The 22,001-nt window shown below is 43.1% G+C and carries 12 protein-coding genes and 2 pseudogenes; 4 read left to right on the top strand and 10 right to left on the bottom strand.

What is annotated here, in order from left to right:
* From EO92_RS06225 to lysS, 3 genes are all read right to left on the bottom strand, one after another.
* A partial coding sequence (locus tag EO92_RS06225) for a DEAD/DEAH box helicase (RefSeq protein ID WP_048170092.1) occupies positions 1–2,110 on the bottom strand: 2,110 nt, incomplete at its 3' end.
* A gap of 256 nt (positions 2,111–2,366) precedes the next feature.
* Positions 2,367–3,887 (bottom strand): PAS domain-containing sensor histidine kinase, encoded by a 1,521-nt coding sequence (locus EO92_RS06220; RefSeq protein ID WP_052734281.1) that lies wholly within the window; start codon positions 3,885–3,887, stop codon positions 2,367–2,369.
* Between the two features lie 538 nt (positions 3,888–4,425).
* Positions 4,426–5,961, bottom strand: coding sequence for a lysine--tRNA ligase (lysS, locus tag EO92_RS06215; protein ID WP_048170091.1), 1,536 nt, complete (start codon positions 5,959–5,961; stop codon positions 4,426–4,428).
* A gap of 504 nt (positions 5,962–6,465) precedes the next feature.
* Here lysS and EO92_RS17020 point away from each other — a divergent pair.
* The 3 genes and pseudogenes from EO92_RS17020 to EO92_RS17015 form a co-directional block, all read left to right on the top strand.
* Positions 6,466–7,059: pseudogene (locus EO92_RS17020) on the top strand (transposase); the annotation flags it as partial.
* A gap of 1,337 nt (positions 7,060–8,396) precedes the next feature.
* On the top strand, positions 8,397–12,299 hold the full coding sequence (locus EO92_RS06205; RefSeq protein WP_082107953.1) for a PKD domain-containing protein: 3,903 nt from the start codon (positions 8,397–8,399) through the stop codon (positions 12,297–12,299).
* Between the two features lie 71 nt (positions 12,300–12,370).
* A pseudogene (locus EO92_RS17015) lies at positions 12,371–12,529 on the top strand (transposase); the annotation flags it as partial.
* A 104-nt stretch (positions 12,530–12,633) separates the two neighbouring features.
* Here EO92_RS17015 and EO92_RS06200 read toward each other — a convergent pair.
* From EO92_RS06200 to EO92_RS18765, 6 genes are all read right to left on the bottom strand, one after another.
* Positions 12,634–15,009, bottom strand: a complete 2,376-nt coding sequence (locus tag EO92_RS06200) for a PocR ligand-binding domain-containing protein (protein WP_082107951.1) — start codon at positions 15,007–15,009, stop codon at positions 12,634–12,636.
* A gap of 437 nt (positions 15,010–15,446) precedes the next feature.
* Positions 15,447–16,304: a metallophosphoesterase gene (locus EO92_RS06195; protein WP_048170088.1), complete on the bottom strand. Its 858-nt coding sequence runs from the start codon at positions 16,302–16,304 to the stop codon at positions 15,447–15,449.
* A gap of 81 nt (positions 16,305–16,385) precedes the next feature.
* Positions 16,386–16,796, bottom strand: a complete 411-nt coding sequence (locus EO92_RS06190) for a hypothetical protein (protein ID WP_235283214.1) — start codon at positions 16,794–16,796, stop codon at positions 16,386–16,388.
* Between the two features lie 377 nt (positions 16,797–17,173).
* Positions 17,174–18,091 (bottom strand): S16 family serine protease, encoded by a 918-nt coding sequence (locus EO92_RS06185; protein WP_048170096.1) that lies wholly within the window; start codon positions 18,089–18,091, stop codon positions 17,174–17,176.
* Positions 18,092–18,228: 137 nt separating this feature from the next.
* The gene (locus EO92_RS06180) at positions 18,229–18,684 is read right to left on the bottom strand and encodes a CU044_2847 family protein (protein WP_200896743.1); all 456 of its coding nucleotides are present in this window, start codon (positions 18,682–18,684) and stop codon (positions 18,229–18,231) included.
* Between the two features lie 454 nt (positions 18,685–19,138).
* Positions 19,139–19,264, bottom strand: coding sequence for a hypothetical protein (locus EO92_RS18765; RefSeq protein ID WP_255350203.1), 126 nt, complete (start codon positions 19,262–19,264; stop codon positions 19,139–19,141).
* 188 nt (positions 19,265–19,452) lie between these two features.
* Between EO92_RS18765 and EO92_RS06175 the strand changes: the two genes are divergently transcribed.
* Positions 19,453–20,313, top strand: coding sequence for a winged helix-turn-helix domain-containing protein (locus EO92_RS06175; RefSeq protein ID WP_052734282.1), 861 nt, complete (start codon positions 19,453–19,455; stop codon positions 20,311–20,313).
* Positions 20,314–20,415: 102 nt separating this feature from the next.
* On the opposite strand, the gene cysS is transcribed toward EO92_RS06175, so the two are convergent.
* Positions 20,416–21,837, bottom strand: coding sequence for a cysteine--tRNA ligase (gene cysS / locus EO92_RS06170; protein ID WP_048170086.1), 1,422 nt, complete (start codon positions 21,835–21,837; stop codon positions 20,416–20,418).
* Between the last annotated feature and the right edge of the window lie 164 nt (positions 21,838–22,001).

The raw sequence follows: 22,001 nt of genomic DNA, 5'->3' as shown, positions 1-22,001 counted from the left end.
GGAGGGTTAGCCTGATCCTGTACGGGTCCACCTCCTGAGCTACACTGCTCCCGAAGCGTGCCGATAGAAGGGAGGTGAGGACTCGGGCAAGGGTGCCGTTGGTGTTGTGCCCGAAACAGGCGTTCAGGGTCACAGCATCTCCTTCGTCTTCGATAACGATTGTATCCGCATCCGGGAGGGGAAAGCCTCCTTCAACATGGTCCCGGAGCAGGCGGATAACTTCAAGCACGGCTGTCCTAGCTACCGGATATTTCAACTGCAGCTTTTCCGCAACTGCCTCATCATCGAGCCCTTCGCGGATGAGAGCTGCGGTTTCAGCCCTGAGCTTTCCCACACCCTGGGCTACCTCAAAGGGCACAGGGATCTCTTCTCCGGTCCAGCTCGGGACTTCCCCCATGCCTTCGACCGGCTCGACCTTGATCCTGTCCCGGCCCGGCTCCCTTTCCCGGTCAGGCATCTCAATGACCCGCCACATATCCCCTTTAGTTATGAAAACGGCTCCGGGCTGGGCGAAATTTACCACAAAGGCTTCGTCCAGCACCCCGATGGACTTTCCACTCACAATGTCATAGATCTCGTACTTCTTTTCGTCCGGGATCATGGAAAGGTTGTCGTAATAGTACTCCCAGCTCTTCCTGCGTTTTTTCACAACATTTGAGCCTTTCTCGTGCCAGACCAGCCTGTAGTCCCCGATCTGGTCCACAACCCGCTGCAGATCTTCAATCCGCAGGTCCTTGAATGTGTAGGTCCGCCCCAGGATCCTGAAAATCCTGTCAATTCCGACCTCCCCGAAATCCATGACCATACCTGCAATCTGGTTTGCCACAACGTCAAGGGAATTCCTGTGCGGGGAAATCTCTTCAACCCTGCCTTCCAGTGCAGCCTTTGTAATTGCCATGCTCTCGGCAATGTCATCTGCTTCCATGGAGATGATCGTGCCCCGGGAAACCTCATGCAGCCTGTGCCCTGCCCTCCCCACCCTCTGAAGCAGCCTTGAGACCTGGCGCGGGGACCCGTACTGAACCACCCGGTCAACATTTCCTATATCGATCCCGAGTTCCATTGAAGACGTGCAGATAAGGCCCCTGAGGGCTCCGGACTTGAAAGCCTCCTCGGCTTCAACGCGGGCTTCAAAGGAAAGGGAACCGTGGTGAACGCCGATGGATGAGCCCAGTTTCCGGAAACCCGCTGCAAGAGCTTCCGCACTCTGCCGGGTATTCACAAAAATAAGGGTGGACTGGCTTTCTTCAACGATTTTCCGGATTCGGAAAAGGTGGGAGGCAAACTCAGGCTCACAGCCCACGGTACTTGCAATTTCCAGAATTTCTTTTTCTCCGGCTATATCTCCAGCTATATCTCCGGCTGCACCTCTGGCTGCACCTCTGGCTGCATCTCCGCCTTCGATCCCTCCGGAAAGATGAGAGCTGACTATATCGAACTCCAGCAGCTTCAGCAGGGCAACCTCAATAACCGTAAAATCCCGGTTTGCCCCTGCAAGGAATTTTGCAATCTCCCAGGGGTTCCCGACTGTTGCCGAAAGTCCTATCCTCTGGAATTCTCCTGAAATTTCCACAAGCCGCTCAAGCCCAACAGCCAGCTGGGCTCCGCGTTTCGAGCCTGCAAGCTCATGGATTTCGTCAACCACCACATGTGTTACGGTTTCAAGGTTATGCCGAAGGCGGGAACCCGTAAACATTGCCTGCAGGGTCTCAGGTGTTGTGATTAGCACATCCGGAGGGTTTTTGGACTGACGTTGTCTTTCGCTTTGAGGCGTATCCCCATGCCGGACCTGGACTTTGATATCAAGCAATTTCCCGAGAAGCTCAATGCGGGAAAGCATATCCCGGTTGAGAGCCCGAAGTGGAGTGATGTAAAGGGCAGATATCCCACTCCGCTTCTCCTGCTTCTTCTTAAGGATAGCGTGGAAGACCGGCAGAACAGCTGATTCGGTTTTCCCGGAACCGGTTGGAGCTATCAAAAGAGTGTGTTTTCCGTCCAGGATGAAGGGAAAAGCCCTTTCCTGCGGTTCGGTGGGTTTGGTGAAACCCAGAGTCTTAAGGGCTTCTCGGATTTTCGGATGGAAGGAGTCGAAGGTGTTGTTGAACGTCATTTTTCAAAAGCTCATTTTTGATGCTGTTGTAGCTGATACTGCCTTAAAACCTCAACAGGAAACCTCTGAGTCTTTAGCATTTAGGAAAGAACGTTCAACCTTAAATAGGTTACAATACTGTAAAATACCCCTCCCTTTCAGCCTGCGGCTTCCGAGAAAGGGGTCTTTCCGCCTGCGGAGATAAATGATGTACTATTCACCGCCGGGACTGGGAACGGCCTTCCTATAACTATACCACATTAAAATCTGGAATTATTCATCCTGAGAAGTTAGCAGCTACCCCAACTTTGGTGGTACTATCTTCCAATACATTATCAGGTTTTTTCGTATCATCCGGACCATTTACGGGCAACTCAAATATGAAAGAGGACCCTTTTCCCTGAACACTTGTAAACCATACTCTGCCCTTATGCATATCAACAAACTTTTTTACCAGAGCAAGCCCCAGGCCAGTACCTTCGTACTGCCGGTTCATGTCCGAATCAATCTGTTTGAAAGGCTCAAAGAGGTATTTCCGGTCTTCTTCCGAGATCCCTATGCCGGTATCTGAGACCCGGATCTGAATCATATTTTCAGACATCTCGGCTGAGATTCTTACAAACCCGCCAACGGGGGTGAACTTGATAGCATTACTTATGAGGTTATAAAGAATCTGTTTGAATCTTACTTTGTCAGCAATGATAGACAGGTTATCTTTGACATTGAATTCTATAGAAATATCTTTATTTAATGCGCTTGCGGAGGCTATAAACTTCAAGTCTTCAAAAACTTCGGAAACGAAAAAACATTCCAGGTTTAGTTTCATTTTCCCGGCTTCAATCTTTGAAAGGTCAAGGATATTGTTTATAAGGATGAGGAGGTGGTTTCCACTGCGTGAAATATTATTTAAATATCGCTTAGTTCTTTCATCAAGTTCTCCATTTATACCTTCGAGCAGCAGGTCCGAAAAACCTATGATAGCAGTAAGAGGGGTCCTCAGTTCGTGGCTCATGGTAGCGAGGAATTCACTCTTTACCCGGCTTGCACCCTCTGCAGCAAACTTTGCCTGAAGCAGTTTCTTTTCGGTTCTTTTACGCTCGGACAGATCAATGAAACTTTCAACAAAATAATCTCTGTCCCCTATAGTTACCGGAACCACACTCTTAAGGATCGGGATGACTTCCTTTTGAGCATTGATGATCGTTTTTTCTGAATGATCCATATTCAGTCCAAGATCACTGATAGGACATTTTCCGACCTCGGCAGGACAGATAAATTGGTGACATATATTTCCGACAATCTCTTCTTTTGATCTCCCGATCGTTTTAATTGCAACGGGATTTACATCAACTATTTTGTGGCTTGAGGCTTCGATTAGCAATATTCCACATAGGCTTTTTTCCAGTAAAGCACTCAATCTATCTCTTTCTTTTTGCGCCAAACGTTCCGATTCTTTACGCAAAGTTATGTCCCGGGCGATAATAAGGAGTTTTTTACTTTTTTTACCCATTACAGAGGAACTAACCTCTATGTCGAGGATACTATCATCTGACCTTTTGATCTTAGTCTCAAAAAGCGCCGATCCGTTCTCCAGAGTTACGTTCAATGCGTTCCGGAAGTCGGGAAGAGATTCTTCAGTAAATAGAGATTGGGGGAGAATTTTTTCAAGATGAACCCTATCATATCCGAGAAGTTTACAGCCTTTAGGGTTAACTTCCAGAATACGCCCCCCATTTGTTATGAAAATCGCATCATTGGACTGCTCAAATAGAGCCCTATATATTTCTTCTTTAGCCATTAGATTGTCCTCGGCCAGTTTACTTAAAAACGGATTATTTTCTCATTCTTGTCTCAGGTTCAGCATACACAGGCACTTTTCCGGGATTGAAGAGGTTTAAATTATGAGTAGCTTATCCAATAGAAAAATTTGATACTGCATAATAACATATTACATTTAATTATAAAGATGTGTTGTTGAAGATGGCATCTGTGAGGAGAATATAATTAAAGATAATATACCCATGGATAATAAGGCCAATAACAATACAAAAGTTTTCACAACTTCCCATTCAAACATGAACTTATTTGGGCCTTTTTGAGGTCTCCCCCCTTTTCAGCCTTGGTCGGATATGGTCCAGCTCCCTGAGATTCTTTACTGTCCCTAATTTCGCTCCATCCGGCAGGTAGACTTCAGCCGAATCAAGTTCTATGCTGCCCGAGGAAGATGCCGTTCAGGCTTCTCCGAAATAAAAAAGAAGGGGATTTGCTCCCCGACTGGTCTGTCTGCTTGGCAGGACAAACTCGAACCTGCAGAACAAAATTAAGTCTGAAATCAATCAGTCTTCCCTTTTCATCTGCGGGAAAAGGATTACTTCCTTGATGGATTCGAGACCCGCGAGGATCATGGTAAGGCGGTCGATTCCGAGCCCCATGCCGCCGGTTGGGGGCAAGCCGTATCCAAGGGCTGTTATGAAGTCGTAATCGATGGTCTGGGCTTCAAGGTCTCCCAGCTTTCTTTTCTTATCCTGATCTTCGAACCTCTTCTCCTGTTCAAGCGGATCGTTTAATTCGGAATAGCCGTTTGCCAGTTCCCAGCCGTTGAGGAAAAGCTCGAAGCGCTCGACAAAACCTGCTTTCTCCCTGTGATTTTTGGCAAGAGGGGAGTTTTCTACAGGGAAATCGTATATGAAAGTCGGGTTTATCAGCTTGTCCTCTACCAGACCTTCAAAAAGCAGAGCAAGGAATTCACCGTGGCTCTTTGCCTTTTCGTAATCTTCAATCCTGTTCTCAATGGCGATTTTCTTCAGCTCTTCAATAGAGTGGGCAAAGACATCAAGTCCGGCATATTCTTTTAAGGCGTCTTCCATGGAAAGCCTCCTCCATGGAGAACGGAGGTTGATCGTGTTTTCGCCCATCTGCACCTCATAGCTGCCTGTCAGCTTGAACACGAGTTCCGAGACCATACCTTCAGTTAAGTCCATCATGTCATTATAGTCCCGGTAGGCCTCGTAGACCTCGATCATCGTAAACTCAGGGTTGTGGGTCGTGTCAATGTCTTCATTCCTGAAGTTTTTGGCAATCTCAAAGACCTTCTCATACCCGCCAACAACAAGCCTCTTGAGGTAGAGTTCAGGGGCAATTCTCAAAAAGAGGTTCTGCCCGAGACAGTTGTGGAAAGTCGTGAAAGGCCTTGCGTTTGCGCCTCCATATACAGTCTGGAGCACAGGGGTTTCAAACTCGAGAAATTCCCTTTCGGCAAGGAACCTTCTGATCTCGGAGATGAGTTTGCTCCTCATGACGAAAATTTCTCTCTTTTCGGCGTTGACTATGAGGTCAAGGTACCTTTTCCTGTACCTGGTCTCGACATCTTTTAAGCCGTGGAATTTTTCGGGGAGGGCGCACAGGGACTTGGAAAGCAGGACAAATTCGGACACACTGATGGAATCTTCTCCTCTCTTTGTCTTGAAAATTTCACCCTGAACCCCTATGATATCTCCGGAGTCCACAAGGTTCTTAAAAGTCTCGAACTCTTCGTCCGGAAGGTTTCCTTTCCTTACAAGCACCTGAATCCTGCCGGTCTGGTCCCCAAGGTCGGCAAATATCATTTTTCCGTGCTTTCTGATGTTATAGAGCCTTCCTGCAGTCCTGACAGATAAGCCCTCGTTATTTTCAAAGTCCTCGAACTTTTTCAGGATATCACAGATATCCCCGTTCTTTTCGAACTTATAGGGATAGGGGTTGAGCCCCTGGCTTATGATACCGTTTAATTTTACAATTTTAGAGTCGTCAAAAGCCCTGGAACCCGATAAATCAGTTTCATCAGACAGGGGCATTTCTTCAGACAGGTCCGTGTTGTTAATTTCCATAGTCATTGAATCAGTACATCCTCATCAAGTGATACGAATTAATCAATTAATGATACGAATAAATCAACTGTAACCGATCAGTGCTAAATTATTAAACCGATCAATAATCAATCAGTAAACCGGAAAAGGTTAACCATAAATGAGTTGATACTAAATAAATAAATAAATAAACAAATAAATAAATAAATAAATAAATAAATAAATTAAAGCCCGGAGCAGAAGGGAATTTTAAAGAATCTGCCATGGACCTGTGAACTTTAAGTTCACTTCTGCGGCTGAAAGCTGCAAGCCTGAATAATCAAGAATAATAACTGTTTATTAGCCTGATTCTTGACATTTATTTTTTTCCATACATCCATGCATCTTATATAAACATTAAGAAAATAGTGTACATATTAAAGAAAAATAATATTGTTTCCCCAGAAAAATTGTTCCCGGAGGTTTTGTTGCAGAAATACAATCTGTATATTCACTCAATGGGTAGCGTACCGAAAGTTCTGTAAAATATGATTGACTCTGTATCCTTTTTCTTTCACCACAAAAAAACAGGATGCAGAGTCAATGGTTAATATAGTCTCATTTATAAAAGCTTATCTTTTCGATAAGGAAGCTGGAATTCGCCAGCTAATTACCTGGTTTTTAAACCTCGTAATGGAGGAGGAAGTCCTCCTCCAAGCTGGGGCGCACCGTTATGAGCGTACTGATTCACGTAAAGCCAGTAGAAACGGTTACAAACCTCGAACTCTCCTGACTAAATATGGGGAACTTGATTTATTAAAGCCTCAATTCCGTGAGTTTCCCTTTGAAACAGAGGTTTTTGAGAAGTATTCCAGAGTTGAAAAGGCCATTTTAACTGCAGTTAGTGAATCCTACCTTCATTAATGGTAAATTATAGAGGACCCTAATCTGATAAGACAAGCTCTAAAAAAGGTTCCAAAAAAGAAGCAAAAAGAAGTAGCAGATAAGATAAAAGAAGCATTGTTAGACCGTCAGAAATACAATGAGTTGATAGGGGAACGGGATAAAATGGGATATAAAAGTGCAGCTGATACTCTTGAGAATTTTCAGTATGACGTAATGAATTATATGCAGTTCCCGGAAAGTTGAAGAATGGATTACTGGAAACAGGTATATACTAATGGAACAGTAAGCAAAAAGGAAAACTAAAAGGGTATAGAGGAAATTTTACAGAAAAATTGGCACACTGCTGAACGCCACAAAATATTTTTTATAAGTAGCAGCCGTTTTTCCAGTATTCAAAACTTTCTTGTTTTTTCAGGCTTTCAGGAAAAAAAATCGTCCCTGCTACATGGTTTATATTTCGGTATTAGAGCTCATAGCATAGTTATTAAGTTCTTTTTTATCTACTGTACACTGAAGGGCTCAAGACTTGAGCGGGGGGTGAAAAGAGATAACAGAAGTTGTCATTTGTGGTCATATAAGAATTAAATTATTTACTTAAGGTCATACTTATTCAAACCTGATTATTTTAGATAAATAGGACTGATGAAGACATATGTATCAAAACATTGTTTCTTGAAAAGTCCGGGTGGTGTTCCCTGTTTATTTCAACTGAATACTCCATTGCTTTTAGCGAGGTGCATCACCGCAACTTTGATTTTGCTAAAAAAGTCCAATGTTTTTCTTAAACAATGGAGTCTCAAAATATATATTGAAACTTTCCTACATTATCTATGAAAAACAATATGCACTAATGAAACAAGTTTTCGAGATAACTCTTGAATGTATGAACTTTTTCGAATCAGTAAATAAATGGAAAAACAAATCAAATAACTTTTTTCGGAATTTTGTCTAACGGTAACGTTTATATCATATTATATCTTATTCTGAATAATAAATCTGTTATAAGTAATTTAATATAAAAAGTGCGATGGACAACCAGCTTGAATTCTCTATATTTGGAAGAGTGAAATAAATATCACATAGTTACTTAAAGTTTCTGAAACGAGCCAGATCTTGAGAAATACTCCCAAAATATATTCAAATTAATAACGCCATACATTGCAAATAATTTTGGCTTTTTGTTCACTCCAATTTAAGAGAATACAAATTTCCGTTAATGAGAGATTAAGCATCTTTGCTTGTTTAGCTTAGCTATCTTTCAGGTATAATGATGCTGTTCGTGATACGAAGTGGATAGATGAATAAAAAATGAAAAGCTTGCTGACACATTAAAAACATAATTAATAATTTTTAATATTAATAATATAAAAAACAAATGAAATACAAAAAATCAGTTATTAAATCCCGTAAAATTCATTAGAGGCAATAAAAATAATTATTAAGTTATGTACGAGGATTTGGGATGAGAAAAACAATGACATTTTCAGACGGATGAGGAGCGCTTGAATATGAAATACCAACGCGTTAATATTTCCAATAAAGTGCTTTTATGTTTGATTTTATTTTCTCTAATATTGATGAGCGCTTATGTTACACATGCCGAAACTCCAGGTAGGCAATTTGCGTATATTTCGAACAGCAACGACAACACTGTCTCTGTAATTGACACATCCACAAACACTGTTACAGACACCGTACCTGTAGGAAACTATCCTATGGGAGTTGCAGTTTCCCCGGATGGAAAAAAAGTATATGTGGCGAACTTCCGCAGTAACACTGTCTCTGTAATTGATACAGCCGCAAAAAGTGTTACAGACACTGTTAGTGTAGAATCCGGACCTATTGGAGTTGCAGTCAGCCCGGACGGAACAAAAGTATATGTGACAAACCGTTATAGCCACACTGCTTCTGTAATTGACACAGCCACAAATACTGTTACAGCGACTGTGAAAACTGAACTTGGCCCCTGTGGAATTACAGTTAACCAGGACGGAACAAAACTATATGTGGCGAATTGTGAAAGTAGCACTATTTCTGTAATTGACACCTCTACAAACACTGTTACAGCCACAGTGTCCGTAGAAGAATGGCCTATGGGAGTTGCAGTCAACCCGACGGGAACAAAGGTATATGTGACGAATTGTGAAAGTAACACTATTTCTGTAATTGACACCTCCACAAACACTGTTACAGCCACGGTGCCTGTAGAAGAATGGCCTATGGGAGTTGCAGTCAACCCGACGGGAACAAAGGTATATGTGGCAAACCAGGGCAGCGACACTGTCTCTGTCATTGACACTACCACAAACACTGTTACAGACACCGTACCTGTAGGATCTGGACCTGCTGGAGTTTCAGTGAATCCGGCTGGTACAAGAGCATATGTGGCAAACCAGGGCAGCGACACTGTCTCTGTCATTGACACTACCACAAACACTGTTACAGCCACCGTATCTGCAGGATCCGGACCTATTGCCTTCGGGCAGTTTATAGGTTCTGTTCCTGTAAAAGAACCCGTTCTTCCTGTTGCCAATTTCAGTAGCAACGTCAGCAGTGGTTATGCTCCTCTCTCTGTTCAGTTTACTGACAGTTCCTTAAACGCAACCGGATGGAACTGGGACTTTGGAGATGGCTTTAACTCAACAGAACAGAATCCAAAGCATATTTACTCTACAACAGGAAACTATACTGTCAATCTTACAGCAAGCAACCTTAATGGAACTGATTCAAAACTTGCTACAATAACCGTTTTCGAAGAGCCTGTTCTTCCTGTTGCTAACTTCAGCAGTAACGTGACCAGCGGCTATGCACCTTTGTCTGTGCAGTTTACAGCCCCATCGGAAAATACAACAGAATGGAACTGGGACTTTGGGGACGGGGCTACTTCAATTGAACAGAACCCAGTACATACATACTCTGCAGCAGGGACCTATACTGTTAACCTTACAGTAAGTAACCTTAATGGTACGGATTCAAAACTTGCTACAATAACCGTTTCCGAAAAGCCCGTTCTTCCTGTTGCTAACTTCAGCAGCAACGTGAGCAGCGGTTATGCTCCTCTCTCAGTCCAGTTTAACGACAGTTCTTTAAACGCAACTGGATGGAACTGGGACTTTGGAGATGGCTTTAATTCTACAGAACAGAATCCAAAGCATATTTACTCTACAACAGGAAACTATACAATTAACCTTGCAGCAAGCAATGGAAATGGTACTAACTCGACTTTTGCCACGATAACTGTTTTAGAATATAACCCTGCTTACAGCATTGATAAAATAGTTACTGATGTTGCAGGAAAAGGACCATCAGCTAATGTAACAGGAGCAGGAGAGGTCATAAGATACCAGATTAATGTGACAAACGACGGAAACATTGACCTGACAAACGTAAACGTTACTGATCCTCTTGTTGCAAATCTCACAAGTCCATCTGGTGACGATTCTCAAACAGGAATTCTTAATGTTGGAGAAAAATGGACCTTTACCGGAACTTACACTGTTACTCAGGCTGACCTGAACAATAACGGTGATGGAGACGGTTTCATAAACAACACAGCAACTGTTGACTGCGATCAGCTTGATCCTGAAAACGACAGCGAAGCTGTCCCGATAACAAGATCACCGGATTACACCATTGACAAAACCGTAACCGATTTGTGTGGAAGCGGACCTTCAGCTAATGTAAACTCTGCTGGAGATGTCATAAGCTACCAGATAAGAGTCAACAATACTGGTAATGTTGACCTTACCAATGTCAGTGTTACTGATCCTCTTCTAAAGAATCTTACAGGTCCTCTGGAGTCTGTGAATGCTAACGGAGTTCTTGAAGTAGGAGAGAACTGGACCTACACCGGAGCTTACACTGTCACTCAGGCTGACCTGAACAGTAATGGTGGAGGGGACGGTTTCATCAACAATACAGCAACCGTTGATTGTGATCAGCTTGGTCCTGAAAATGACAGCGCGGCTGTTCAGATAATAAGATCACCGGGTTACACCATTGACAAAACCGTAACAGATGTTTGCGGAAAAGGACCTGCAGCTAATGTTACCTCTGCTGGGGATGTGATCAGTTATCAGATTAAAGTTGAGAATAATGGTAATGTTGACCTTACCAATGTCAGTGTTACTGATCCTCTTCTTGGAGATCTTACTGACCCTCTGGAATGTCTGAATACTGATGGAATTCTCGAAGTAAGAGAAAGCTGGATTTACCGTGGAACTTACACGGTTACTCAGGAAGATCTGAACAATAATGGCGGAGGAGACGGTTTCTTAAACAATACTGCAACAGTTGACTGTGCTGAACTGAATCCGAAAAGAGATAGTGTTGCAGTCTCGATGGAACAGAAACCTGCTTGCAGGATTAATAAAATTGTGATTGATGTTGCTGGAAATGGTCCAGAAAGCCGTATATGCTCTGCAGGAGATGTTGTCAGCTTCCAGGTTAATGTAACAAATAACGGAAACATCGACCTTAACAATATAAGTGTCAGGGATTCCCTGCTTAACCTTCGCGGCCCATATGGGGACACTGGCTTGGTTGGGCTGTATCAGTCCTCTCTAACCCGGTATACGAATGGTGGTGATGGTATTCTCTCAGTTGGAGAAGCCTGGTATTACCTTGGAAATTACACTGTCACTCAGGAGGATCTGAACAATAACGGCGGAGGAGATGGTTTCCTCAACAGTACTGTGACATTTGACAGTTCTGAGACCGAGCCTATAAACGAAACTACCATCCATTACGTTGATGAAAGCGGTAATGAAAGCGAGAATGAAAGTTCAGGAATCCGGATTGAACGGAATCCGGATTATTCAATCTACAAGTCCGTAGTCGAAGTAGAGAATGGAAAAGACGGGGCAGCCGACAATGCCGGTGATGTCATTCGATACAGGATCTTCGTAAAGAACGAAGGTAACGTTGACCTGACAGGAGTTTCAGTAAACGACCCGATGATTACTCTGGAAGGACCTTCGGAGTCAAAAGCTGCTGATAGAGTTCTTGAAGTAGGAGAGAGCTGGACTTACACTGGAAACTATACTGTAAATCAGGAAGACATAAACAGTAATGGTGGAGGTGACGGATATATCGACAACACTGCGACTGTGAGCTGCAATGAGCTTTCAAATAAGAATAGCAGCGTAAAAGTGCTTCTTCCTGCTGCCGAGATCTCAGGAAGCAGGAGCAGTCACGGAAGTGGAACTGGCAGTGCACGTATTGTTTCGGATACTTCTGAAAACGTTGACGTGAACAGAACTTCGACGGAAGAAAATGAGACTCGGATTCAGTTTGAAGAAGAGACTGAATATGTTAAAAAAGAAACTGGAAATGAAACAGCAAAACCACAGACTACAAATGAAGGAATTAAAAGCAAAATATACCCTGTAATGAAAATGATTTACGGAATAGCTTTTCTGTTGATCGCTGGTCTGCTTATTGTATTTTTATACAAAAGAAGACAGGAAGAACAGAAATAAATAAGGTACTATTAAAGATGTGATTAGCGACGCTCGAGAGAACGCCGGGTAGCGTACCGAAAGTTCAGTAAAATATGATGGAGAGAACTAACAAGGAGATCAAAAGAAGAAGCAAAGTTGTGGGAGCATTCCCAAACCAGGAATCAGTATTGAGACTAACAGTCTCAATACTGATTGATATAAATGAAGAATGGATTACTGGAAACAGGCATATACTAATGGAACAGTAAGCAAAAAGGAAAACTAAAAGGGTATAGAGGAAATTTTACAGAAAAATTGGCGCACTGCCACTCAATGTATTAATTTACAGGAGTTATGAGCTAATTTACAGGAGTTATGAGCTTTCCACCACCTTAAAAGAAATCCGGAATTCCGTCCCAAGATCCCGTTTAAGCTCCAAATTCCCATCCAGCTGGTCAACGAGGATGCTTACTAGCTTCAGTCCCAGTGTTCCAATATTTTCCAGTTCAATATTTTCAGGAATTCCTTTCCCGTTATCTGAAATTATCAGGCTGAAAAGGGATTCATCTGCTTTATCGCTCTTTTCTTCCCTGCAAAACTTGATTCGGATTTTCCCTTCTTTTTCAGAAAATGCATGTTTGAGGGAATTGGAAACAAGTTCGTTAACAATTATCCCTAATGGGACTGCGATATCCATGTCAAAGAAGATGTTTTCTTCAAGGTCCATGTTCAATCTGAGATCATCATTTCCAAGTCTGTATGTTTGGAAAAGGTTCTCAGCGAGTCCCTCAATATACGATGAAAAGTTAAGTGTGTCAAACCCTCCACCTTTGTACAGTTCCTCATGGATAAGAGCCATTGATATAACTCTGTCCTGACTTTCCCTGACGGCTTCCAGAACTTCCGAGTCCTTAATATCCTCTCTGTTATTGAACTTTTCAGCCTGAAGGTCCAGCAGGGAGGAGATTACCTGCAGATTATTCTTAATTCTGTGGTGGATTTCCTTTTTGCGGACAATTTCGATATTTGCCAGAGCTTCTTCAGCCTCTTTTCTCTTGGTGATGTCAGTTAGCATACTTATTGAGCCCATAAACCTGCCATCCTTATCAAAAAGGGATTTAGCATTTACGAGCACCCATAAGGATGACCCGCCCTTATATATTAATTTCAATTCGTAGCTCTCATTGATACCCTGATTTCTCCTTTCCTGATTCAATCTGACAATAGCCTTACCTTCTTCACTGGCGAAGTCCCATATCTCTCTGCCAATCATTTCATGCTGAGCATATCCCAGCATCTCCGCCATTTTTTGATTCACGTAAATAGTCCTGTCTTCAGCATCAATAATCCATATGCCTTCATTTGCTGTCTCCACAACACTGCGGTATTTTTCCTTGCTCTCTCTTAGCGAATTCACCAGAGCGTCACGCTCAACCAGCGACCGGGCCAGCTTTATGTTGCTATAACTTAGCTGCGAGCTCATGTTGGCAAGCCTGGTTAAGAAGTTCATGCCCGCGTTCACGGTTTCCCATTTCAGCCGCGGGACTTTCTCAAGCGCTGCTATGTATTCCTCTTCGTTGAAGCCGTATTTTCTGGCCTGGGCTCGGAAAAGTTCATAGTTTAAAGGCTCATTTTCAAAAAAGAACTGCCCTGAGAACATATTACCGATATGCTGACCCTCCACCATAATGGGAGTCGCTATGTCCCACATATTGTTCCTGCACCTGTACAATTTAAACTCTCCAGGAAGAACCCCCGCGGATAGCTTTGTATCGCTTTCCACACAATGCCTGGAGGTTTCAGGGTGGATCCTGTGGAATCTGGTGCAGATCTCCTGCCATCCGACGCCAACCAGAACATTGCCTTTGAGGTCGACCAGAGCCATGGAAATGTGAGCGAACCTGTAGAAATCATCCATGAGGGACTGGATCTCCAGGGAATCAATAATATCAGCAAGTTCCAGGTTTACTATCTCCCTATCAGAAGAGAAAATGCTCTCCAGTTCAGGCCTGATAAACTGCTCGGCCCGGCTCAGAACCTCCTCTTCTGCCTTTTCGCACACCCACTTGATTTCACTTTCCGAGGTGATACGGGACTCCAGATCTCGCCAGTTCTTCTGTTGAGTTTCCCCTGTCCTTTTACCCCCGGTTATATTTTTCCACCTGGAGTTCTCTATCCGTTCCCATTTTCCGTCCTTTTTGATCAAAATAAATTGATGGCTTGGGGCTGCATCAATAATATCTGCTGTACTGGCCTTTTCGAGAAAATACGGATACAGGGTTATTGTCTGGTATTTTCCAATAACAGAATTCACTTTGTTCTCATAGTTAGCAAAATTATCCCTAGTTCCTTCTTTCAACCAGGAAGTATTCACTGCTGCTCTAAGCCCTTCAAAGCCATTTGCCAGAGCCCTGTTTAATTTTATAACCCAGTCATGTACGACTGTTTCAGAATCAAAAACGTCTTCATTTGCATGTCCCTGGCCACAGGAAGTAATTTCTATTTGCCCTTTTTCCAGATAAGCGTCAATATCTGGAACAGCCATTCTCAGGGCTTTTTTTGCCTCCTCTACTCCTGAAGGTTGTGATGTGACCCAGAAACAAAACTCATTATTTTCCAGCCCTGTTTTGAAATATGGGATGAGTATATTCACCAGATCTTCTTTTGTCTGTTGGAATTGGCAGGGGTGAGTTCCCCTGGGCACATTTCCAATGATGTCAATTCCAGACTTCCTCAAATTTTCTCCCATTCTACTCTACTCCAGTTATAAAATAATTAAAATTTAATTGTCTGCGAGTAAGCCTAACAATTATTATATTATAGAGGAGTATAAATTGCACATTAATAATAATGAGACTCTAGAATTATTTTCCATCTTCAGATATAATCTCAAAATAATCAGAAAATTTATCATAGTAATAATTTGAATCCGTAATATATCTTTAATTTCATAAAGACATTTGGATATGTTGATAAATGTTTTGTTAAATGGATTTTAAAGGGAAAGTTAGGAGAGTAAATTGAAGAAAATGTGTATCTGGTCAGAACCTTAAAAATCAGAAAGAGAAGAGGGCTATTTTTCTGGAAACTTAAAATCTTTTGCAAAAAATACCAGCCAAAAAATTACTTTGTAACAAAACCGCTCTTATATTTAAAGCCAAATCCTCTGGTTGCCTGCCCATTGGCTCATACTTGTTTCTCCGGGTTTTTGCGCCTCCTGAATCCTATCTTACTTCTAACCTTTGTATGCTGCAGCTTGCGGATGTTCTTGATCAGCCCGAGCCTTGTCCCGTCCAGCAGATATATTTCGGCATCCTCAAGTTCGATTCCCCCGGAAGAAAAAACCGGACCCAGAAGGTCTTCCTGAGTTGACTCATTAAAGGGGACGCCCCCGCAGAGCTCATTAAAAGCAGGCATAATAAAGACCTCAGGGTCTGCCCAATCTCTCCTGTTTTCAAAATCAAGGTTTCCGAAACGAGTTTTCAGGGTTTCAACATTGAATCTGGTCCTGATCCAGGCAGGTTCAACTATAGAATACCCGAAGGTATCGGTAAAACGGACTGTCGGATGGTTATGGGCAGTAATTACGTGGGATGCAGCCAGAAGTTCAGGTGCAGGCCAGGTATGCCCGTGGAAATACCCCACTCCGTCAATGACCGCACCGCGTACCGAATGAACCCTGATATCCTTCTGCCCGCTGAAAAGAGATTCGATTCCTCCATCATGATTTCCCGGAAGAATATCTACATGTGCGTATTCTGCAAGCGTTTCAAGAAAATGAGGGATCTCATCCTTCTCCTGCCAGGAGATCTGAGGAACATTATGCTTCACATCCCCAGGGAGCACTATCCGGTCAGGAGAACATGTTTGTATATAGCCAAGAACCCGGTCCAGCCGGTCTTTTATCCGGCTCGGTAAATTGATCCCGCTCCTGTAGAGGTCCCACTCGATTCCGAGGTGGATATCGGCAATTACAAGGGCGGTTTCCGTGTTTCGGACAATGAGGGCTGGCTCGTTGAGGATTGGGATGATTTCAGGGGGCATGCAGGATCAGCAGAGAAGTAGTTCTTAAAATGTGAAGCCCGGTTTTTCCCGGTTTTCAGAATTAAATTTCACTTCCTTATTTCAAGAGCGTCCGGATTCTTTTTCCGAAAGCTTTTCAACCTTTTCCGAGAGCTCTTTCATCATATTCCGCATCTCGGCAAGCTCGTCCTGCACCTCAAGGATCCTGTCATACATGGGGCTCCGGTTGTCCTTAACTGCCTGTTCCTGGGAAAAACGCTGTTTGCTCGGCAGGACATAAACGTACACAAACCACATCGCAACAAAGCCTATGATACTCAACCCCGCAAAAAAGAGAAAATACTGCGGAAAAACGGTCCTGATATACGAGTCCCCTTCACTGTAATACTGAAGCCGGGAAATCATCAGGAAATTGAGGATTGAAAACAAAAACATTGCCTCACCCATAAGGGTAAGCAGCCCCCCGACCCGGGTGGACATTTTCCTCTGTTTTGGGATAAGTTTTTCAAACACTCTGGTCACCTTTGGAATAAAAAATAGGAGATAAAGGTTTAGGTATTAAAGGTTTAGATATAAAAATTATGACTATCAAAGAATATAAAATATTGCAGGACCCGGCTCATTAATTATTTCTGGCATCCAGATCCGTAAGCCTGCTCCAAAGAGAAAATCTAAGATTTTCCGGCCTGGTTTGTAAAAGTCTGATATGTAAAATAGCCCATGACTTCAAAAGGTAAAATGGAAGGGAGAGAAAAAAATAATGGAGATGAAAAATCCCTTTCCCAAACTTATTTAGAAACAAAACTGTAAGACAGCCTCGATTTGACTTCTCATTCGATTTTACTTCTCATTCGATTTTACGTTTCATTTGATTTTACAACCCATCGGTTTTACTTCTCATACTTCAGCACGTCCTCAATCGTATCCACGTACTCGATATCTATCCCGACATTATCCTCGATATATTCCTCGGCGTCCACAACTTCCGGGACTCTTTCAATGACTTCAAAGCCGCTGATTTCCCTTTTTACTAATTTGTAAGTGACAAGCTCACTGTTTTCACCTGGAAGAAGGAAGAGAGTTTTTCCCCCGGCTTCTGCTGCCGTAGCTTTTTCGAAAACTCCGCCTATAGCGCCGATATTGCCTTCATCGTCAATGGTGCCGGTAAGGGTGATGCTGTCATTAAGTTCAGTGCCGTTGATAGCGGAAATTGTAAGAAGGGTCATTAGAGCCCCTGCACTCGAACCGTCAACACCCGGGATCTCCTGATCAGAAGTAATGCTGAAAATAACATCGCTGCCTGAGAGAGAAACTCCGGTCTCCTTCTGGGCCACGAAAACTGCAGTATTTGCAGCGTCCTGAAAAATCACGCCCATAAGAGGAGTGGTCTGGACAAGCACCCGGCCTTTCCCAGACCTGGTTTCAACCGAGATATTGAGAAGGGTACCCTCTTCAGAAACCGCCTCCCGGATAAAAGGACCTGACCTTTCCAGTTCAACTTTCTGGAAGACGGCAGGCGCCTGCAAAGTGGCAAAACCTTCCAGACCTGCAGGGCATGTTTGAAGGGTATTTTCGAGTTCAAAGACTCTCTCACGGTAAAAGTCCACCTGGGAAGCATAGGACTGGAGAGACTGGTTATTCTGAGTTATTTTTGTTTCAAGCCTTTGATTCTCTTTTTCAAGGGAATTTATACGTGCCTGCATTTCCCGGACCTGCTCCCCCTCAACCGGAGCTTGATATAAAAAAACAAAGTAAGCATTCGCAACAAGAGAAAGGACAAGGATAAGGGCAAGAAGCCTGGATTTCATATAACGGATTATTTTGCTCCGGCTCGTACTTATTTCTTCCTTAAAGAAACCCGTATTTTTGAGCAGATACATTTGCTGGACAGAAACTTATCAGGAAGGTTACCTATAACCGGTTTTTGGATCGGACAGCGGGTCTTTCAGGAGTATAGCCCTCGTTTTACATCACTGTCCTCTATATATTGTTCCTGGCCTTGCTCTATAATTTCTTCCCCGTCTTTCCCGTCGTGCTTCCACATCAGTGTTACTTTCAGATTTGTTTCCTTTTCGGACTTGGTAATAACTGCCCTTCCATCTGTAGTCAGGCGAAGGCTAAAAGCCAGCTGTACCTGAGAAGGTCTGCGCTCAACAGGGATTTCCTCAACAGTGTCTCCAACCTTTCTCGAGAGCTCCTTGATAATAAGCATTGCACTGGAAATTGAATCTATGGACTTCTCTTCCACGGCTTTCGGAGATACTAGCGTCATTTTTATCGTGCCTGGAGCATGCCCCAGTTCGGCTAAAATCGGCCCTGTTTTTACAACTTCCTTGCCGGACTTTTCATTATCATCTTTATTGTTGCTCGCGTCTTTATCAAATATGCCTTTAAAATTCATGCATTGTCATCCCCCGGAGGCGTTAAAGGAACGTATGACAGAAAAAAGAATACGGCCCAGAAAGAGCGAAATAAGATAGATAAAATAGTATATAATTGGATAAATAATTGATGATATATTTTAGATGTTGCTGGCTTTTGCAGTTAATCTCTCTGTCTGAAATTGAGGAGAAGCAATAAAAAGAGAAAATTTGGAGAAAACAACTAAAAACAGAAAAGTAAGGGGAAAACAGCTAAAATAGAAGGTTGAAGAGAGAACAATAAAATAACAGAGAAACTTTGCAGTATAGATTTTTGCAGTATAGATTTTTGCAGTATAGATTTTTGCAGTATAGATTTCCAGTTTTCAAAAAAGAGAGTGCATTAATTACCCTTATTAGAAGGACAATTAGTGCTGTAGACATCTTTTTCGGGTGGTGTGTAGTTAGTTAAATGGTATTCATACCATTCATATCTCACTTTTTCTTCTTTTCCTGTTCTTCCGCAAGAGCAACCTTTTTACCGCAAAGATCGCAGTTCCCTTCTTCAGTTATACAGGGCTGTTTCGGGGCTTCCCCTCCACAAATTCCGCACTTTACCATACTATTTTCACCTCCCCTTCCAGTCCCTGGCATTTATGCCATTAGTAATCAGTCAGTCATTGATTTATACTTAATCGGCATCAAAATATACTAAATGCACTCCAGTACCCTGAGAGAATTAGTATATCCCAATGACCTTCAGGGTCGTAACAGAAACTTTATAAGTGAAGCCGGAAGATGTAAAAAATATGAAAGACAGCGGCAAGAAAAAAGAAAACTTTTCTGAAAACCCGGAAGATCCGGAAATGGCGGAAATGGCGGAAATAGCAGAAATAAAAGCTATCAGGGAAAAGCTTTGCGATATGCATAGCGATATCAAGAAAGTAATGGAATATTCGAACAGGCTGCGCTTTGAAACTGCTATGGAATGTTCGAGGCAGGAATACTCAAATGCAGTCCTCAGCCACCTTATTGAAGATATCGATACCGGACTTGAAAGAAATATGGTAAAGAAATGCCCTGAAAAAGAAAACTGCAGGTCTTCCTTTACAGCCCTTCTTCAAAGGAATGCAGGGCTTATAAAACAGGGCAGAGTAGATGAGATACTCCTTTCAAATAATAGGGAAAAACTCGAAGAAATGAGATGTGGAGCCCCTTACAGCAAATGTGACCAGTGTTTTTCCGAAGTATCCGGCCTTTTCACAAAACAGGTCAACCTTATGCACTCGATGAGGATTTATGCTGGAAATCAGGAACAGAAGCCTGATATTTCAGCCCTTGAACCCGGCGCACTTGTGAGAGAGATCCTTGAACCGGTATCCAATCCCCAGCGCCTGGAAATCCTGAAGGCTGTGGCTTTTGAGACGAAAAGTTTCTCAGCATTTTCCGAAATTACAGGCCTTAGAGGCGGAAACCTGCTCTTCCATCTACAGAAGCTTATGGACAGCGGACTGATCCTGCAGCAGCACGAAAGAGGGGATTATATGATTACGGAAAAAGGGTTCAAAATTCTGCAGGTCTTAAACGAATTATATTCCTCACTTCAATACTCCCCACTGCAGCTCCCTGCCAGAAAAACACCCGGGGAAAAAGAAGAAATTCGGATTTAACTCTTTTAACCGGCGCCGATCAGGGAAGGAAAAAGCTAAGATTTAGGAAAAAAACTGAGTAGTCAGGGGTGTCTGTTATTCCTGATTTCAACTCTTCTGTTTTCAAATTTCTTCGGCTTTCTTTACGTTAGGCCCTTCTTTTGTGTCCTGTACGACATAGCCAAGTGCCTTTATTTTCTCCCGGAGGGCATCGGAAGCTTCCCAGTCCTTCTTTTTTCGGGCAGCCTCGCGTTCCTCCACAAGCCTAACAACTTCTTCCGGGATTTCCTCTTTTCCTGTTTGTGCAAAAAGGCCCAGAACATCCGAAAACTGTCTGTAAAGGGAGTAAACTTTTTCCAGAACTTCCCTGTTTTTACAGGATTCAAGATATACGTTAGCTGCGCGCGAAAGTTCCCTGAAAACGGTCAGGGCTTTAGGGGTATTGAAATCGTCCTCAAGGGCCTGCCTGAACTGAGTCTCAAGTTCCGGAAGAGTTTCAAGGGTTTCAAGGTCTCCGGGGTACGCTTCATCTTCTGCGCCCTTCAGGGCAAATTCGAGGTTATCGAGAGTCTCTTTAAGCCGCAGATAATTGTTTTTTGCATTTTCGGCAAAGGCTTCGGAATAGTCCAGCTTTTTCCGGTAGTGCACTGAAAGGAACATGAAACGTACGACCTCACCCCCGTACTTTTCAACGATCTCGGGAAGAGTGAAAACGTTTCCTTTGGATTTGCTCATCTTCTCCCCTTCAACTATAAGGTGCTCTCCATGAATCCAGTTGCGTACGAAGGGCTTTCCGGTTGCACCCTCTGACTGGGCGATCTCGTTTTCATGGTGCGGGAAGATCAGGTCCACACCTCCGGTATGGATGTCCAGGGTCGGACCAAAACTGTTCATTGCCATTGCCGAGCATTCGATATGCCAGCCAGGACGGATTTTCCCCCAGGGGCTTTCATAATAGATCCCCCTTTCGATTTCCTCAGGCGCAGAGGCTTTAAGGAGAGCAAAATCCCGCGGGTTGTCTTTATCATACTCGTCCACGTCCACAGACGCGCCAATTATGATGTTATCAAAATCAATCTTTGAAAGCTTGCCGTAATCCGGAAACCCTGAAATCCTGTAATAAACAGACCCGCCTTTTTCGTAAGCCAGCCCCTTATCGATCAGTTCCCGTGCAAGTTCGATCATGCCTTCAACGTTTTCTGTTGCCCGCGGATACAATGACGCCCGCTTTATGTTCAACAGATCAAGGCCTTTGAAGAATTCTGCCGTGTATTTATCCGTAAAGTCCTTAAGAGACATCCCGGCTGCTTTTGAGTCCCTGATAGTTTTGTCATCGATGTCCGTAATGTTCATTACGAGTTTTACCCTGTACCCGAAGTATTCGAGAGCCCGTGCAATATTGTCCGTCATCAGAAAGGTCCGATAATTACCTATGTGGGGCATATTGTAGACCGTAGGCCCGCAGGCATAAATCGAAACCTCACCTTCCTTTACAGGTTTGAATATCTCTTTTTCTCTTGTAAGGGTATTGTAAACTTGCAGCATTCGGAACACCTCTGGTTATTTAATAATGGGAAAAATTAGCCCAATCTGTTACTGTTACTATTACTTCGGCTTTGTAGAAATCCTCTAAGTTATGTTTTTACCCAAACATTTATAAAAATAAGATTTTAAAATTGCTCCTTATTTTTTGTCCCCACAAAAAACGA

Source organism: Methanosarcina sp. 2.H.A.1B.4, from assembly GCF_000979385.1.
Classification (GTDB): Archaea; Halobacteriota; Methanosarcinia; order Methanosarcinales; family Methanosarcinaceae; genus Methanosarcina.
This window is presented reverse-complemented; position numbering and strand designations above follow the sequence as displayed.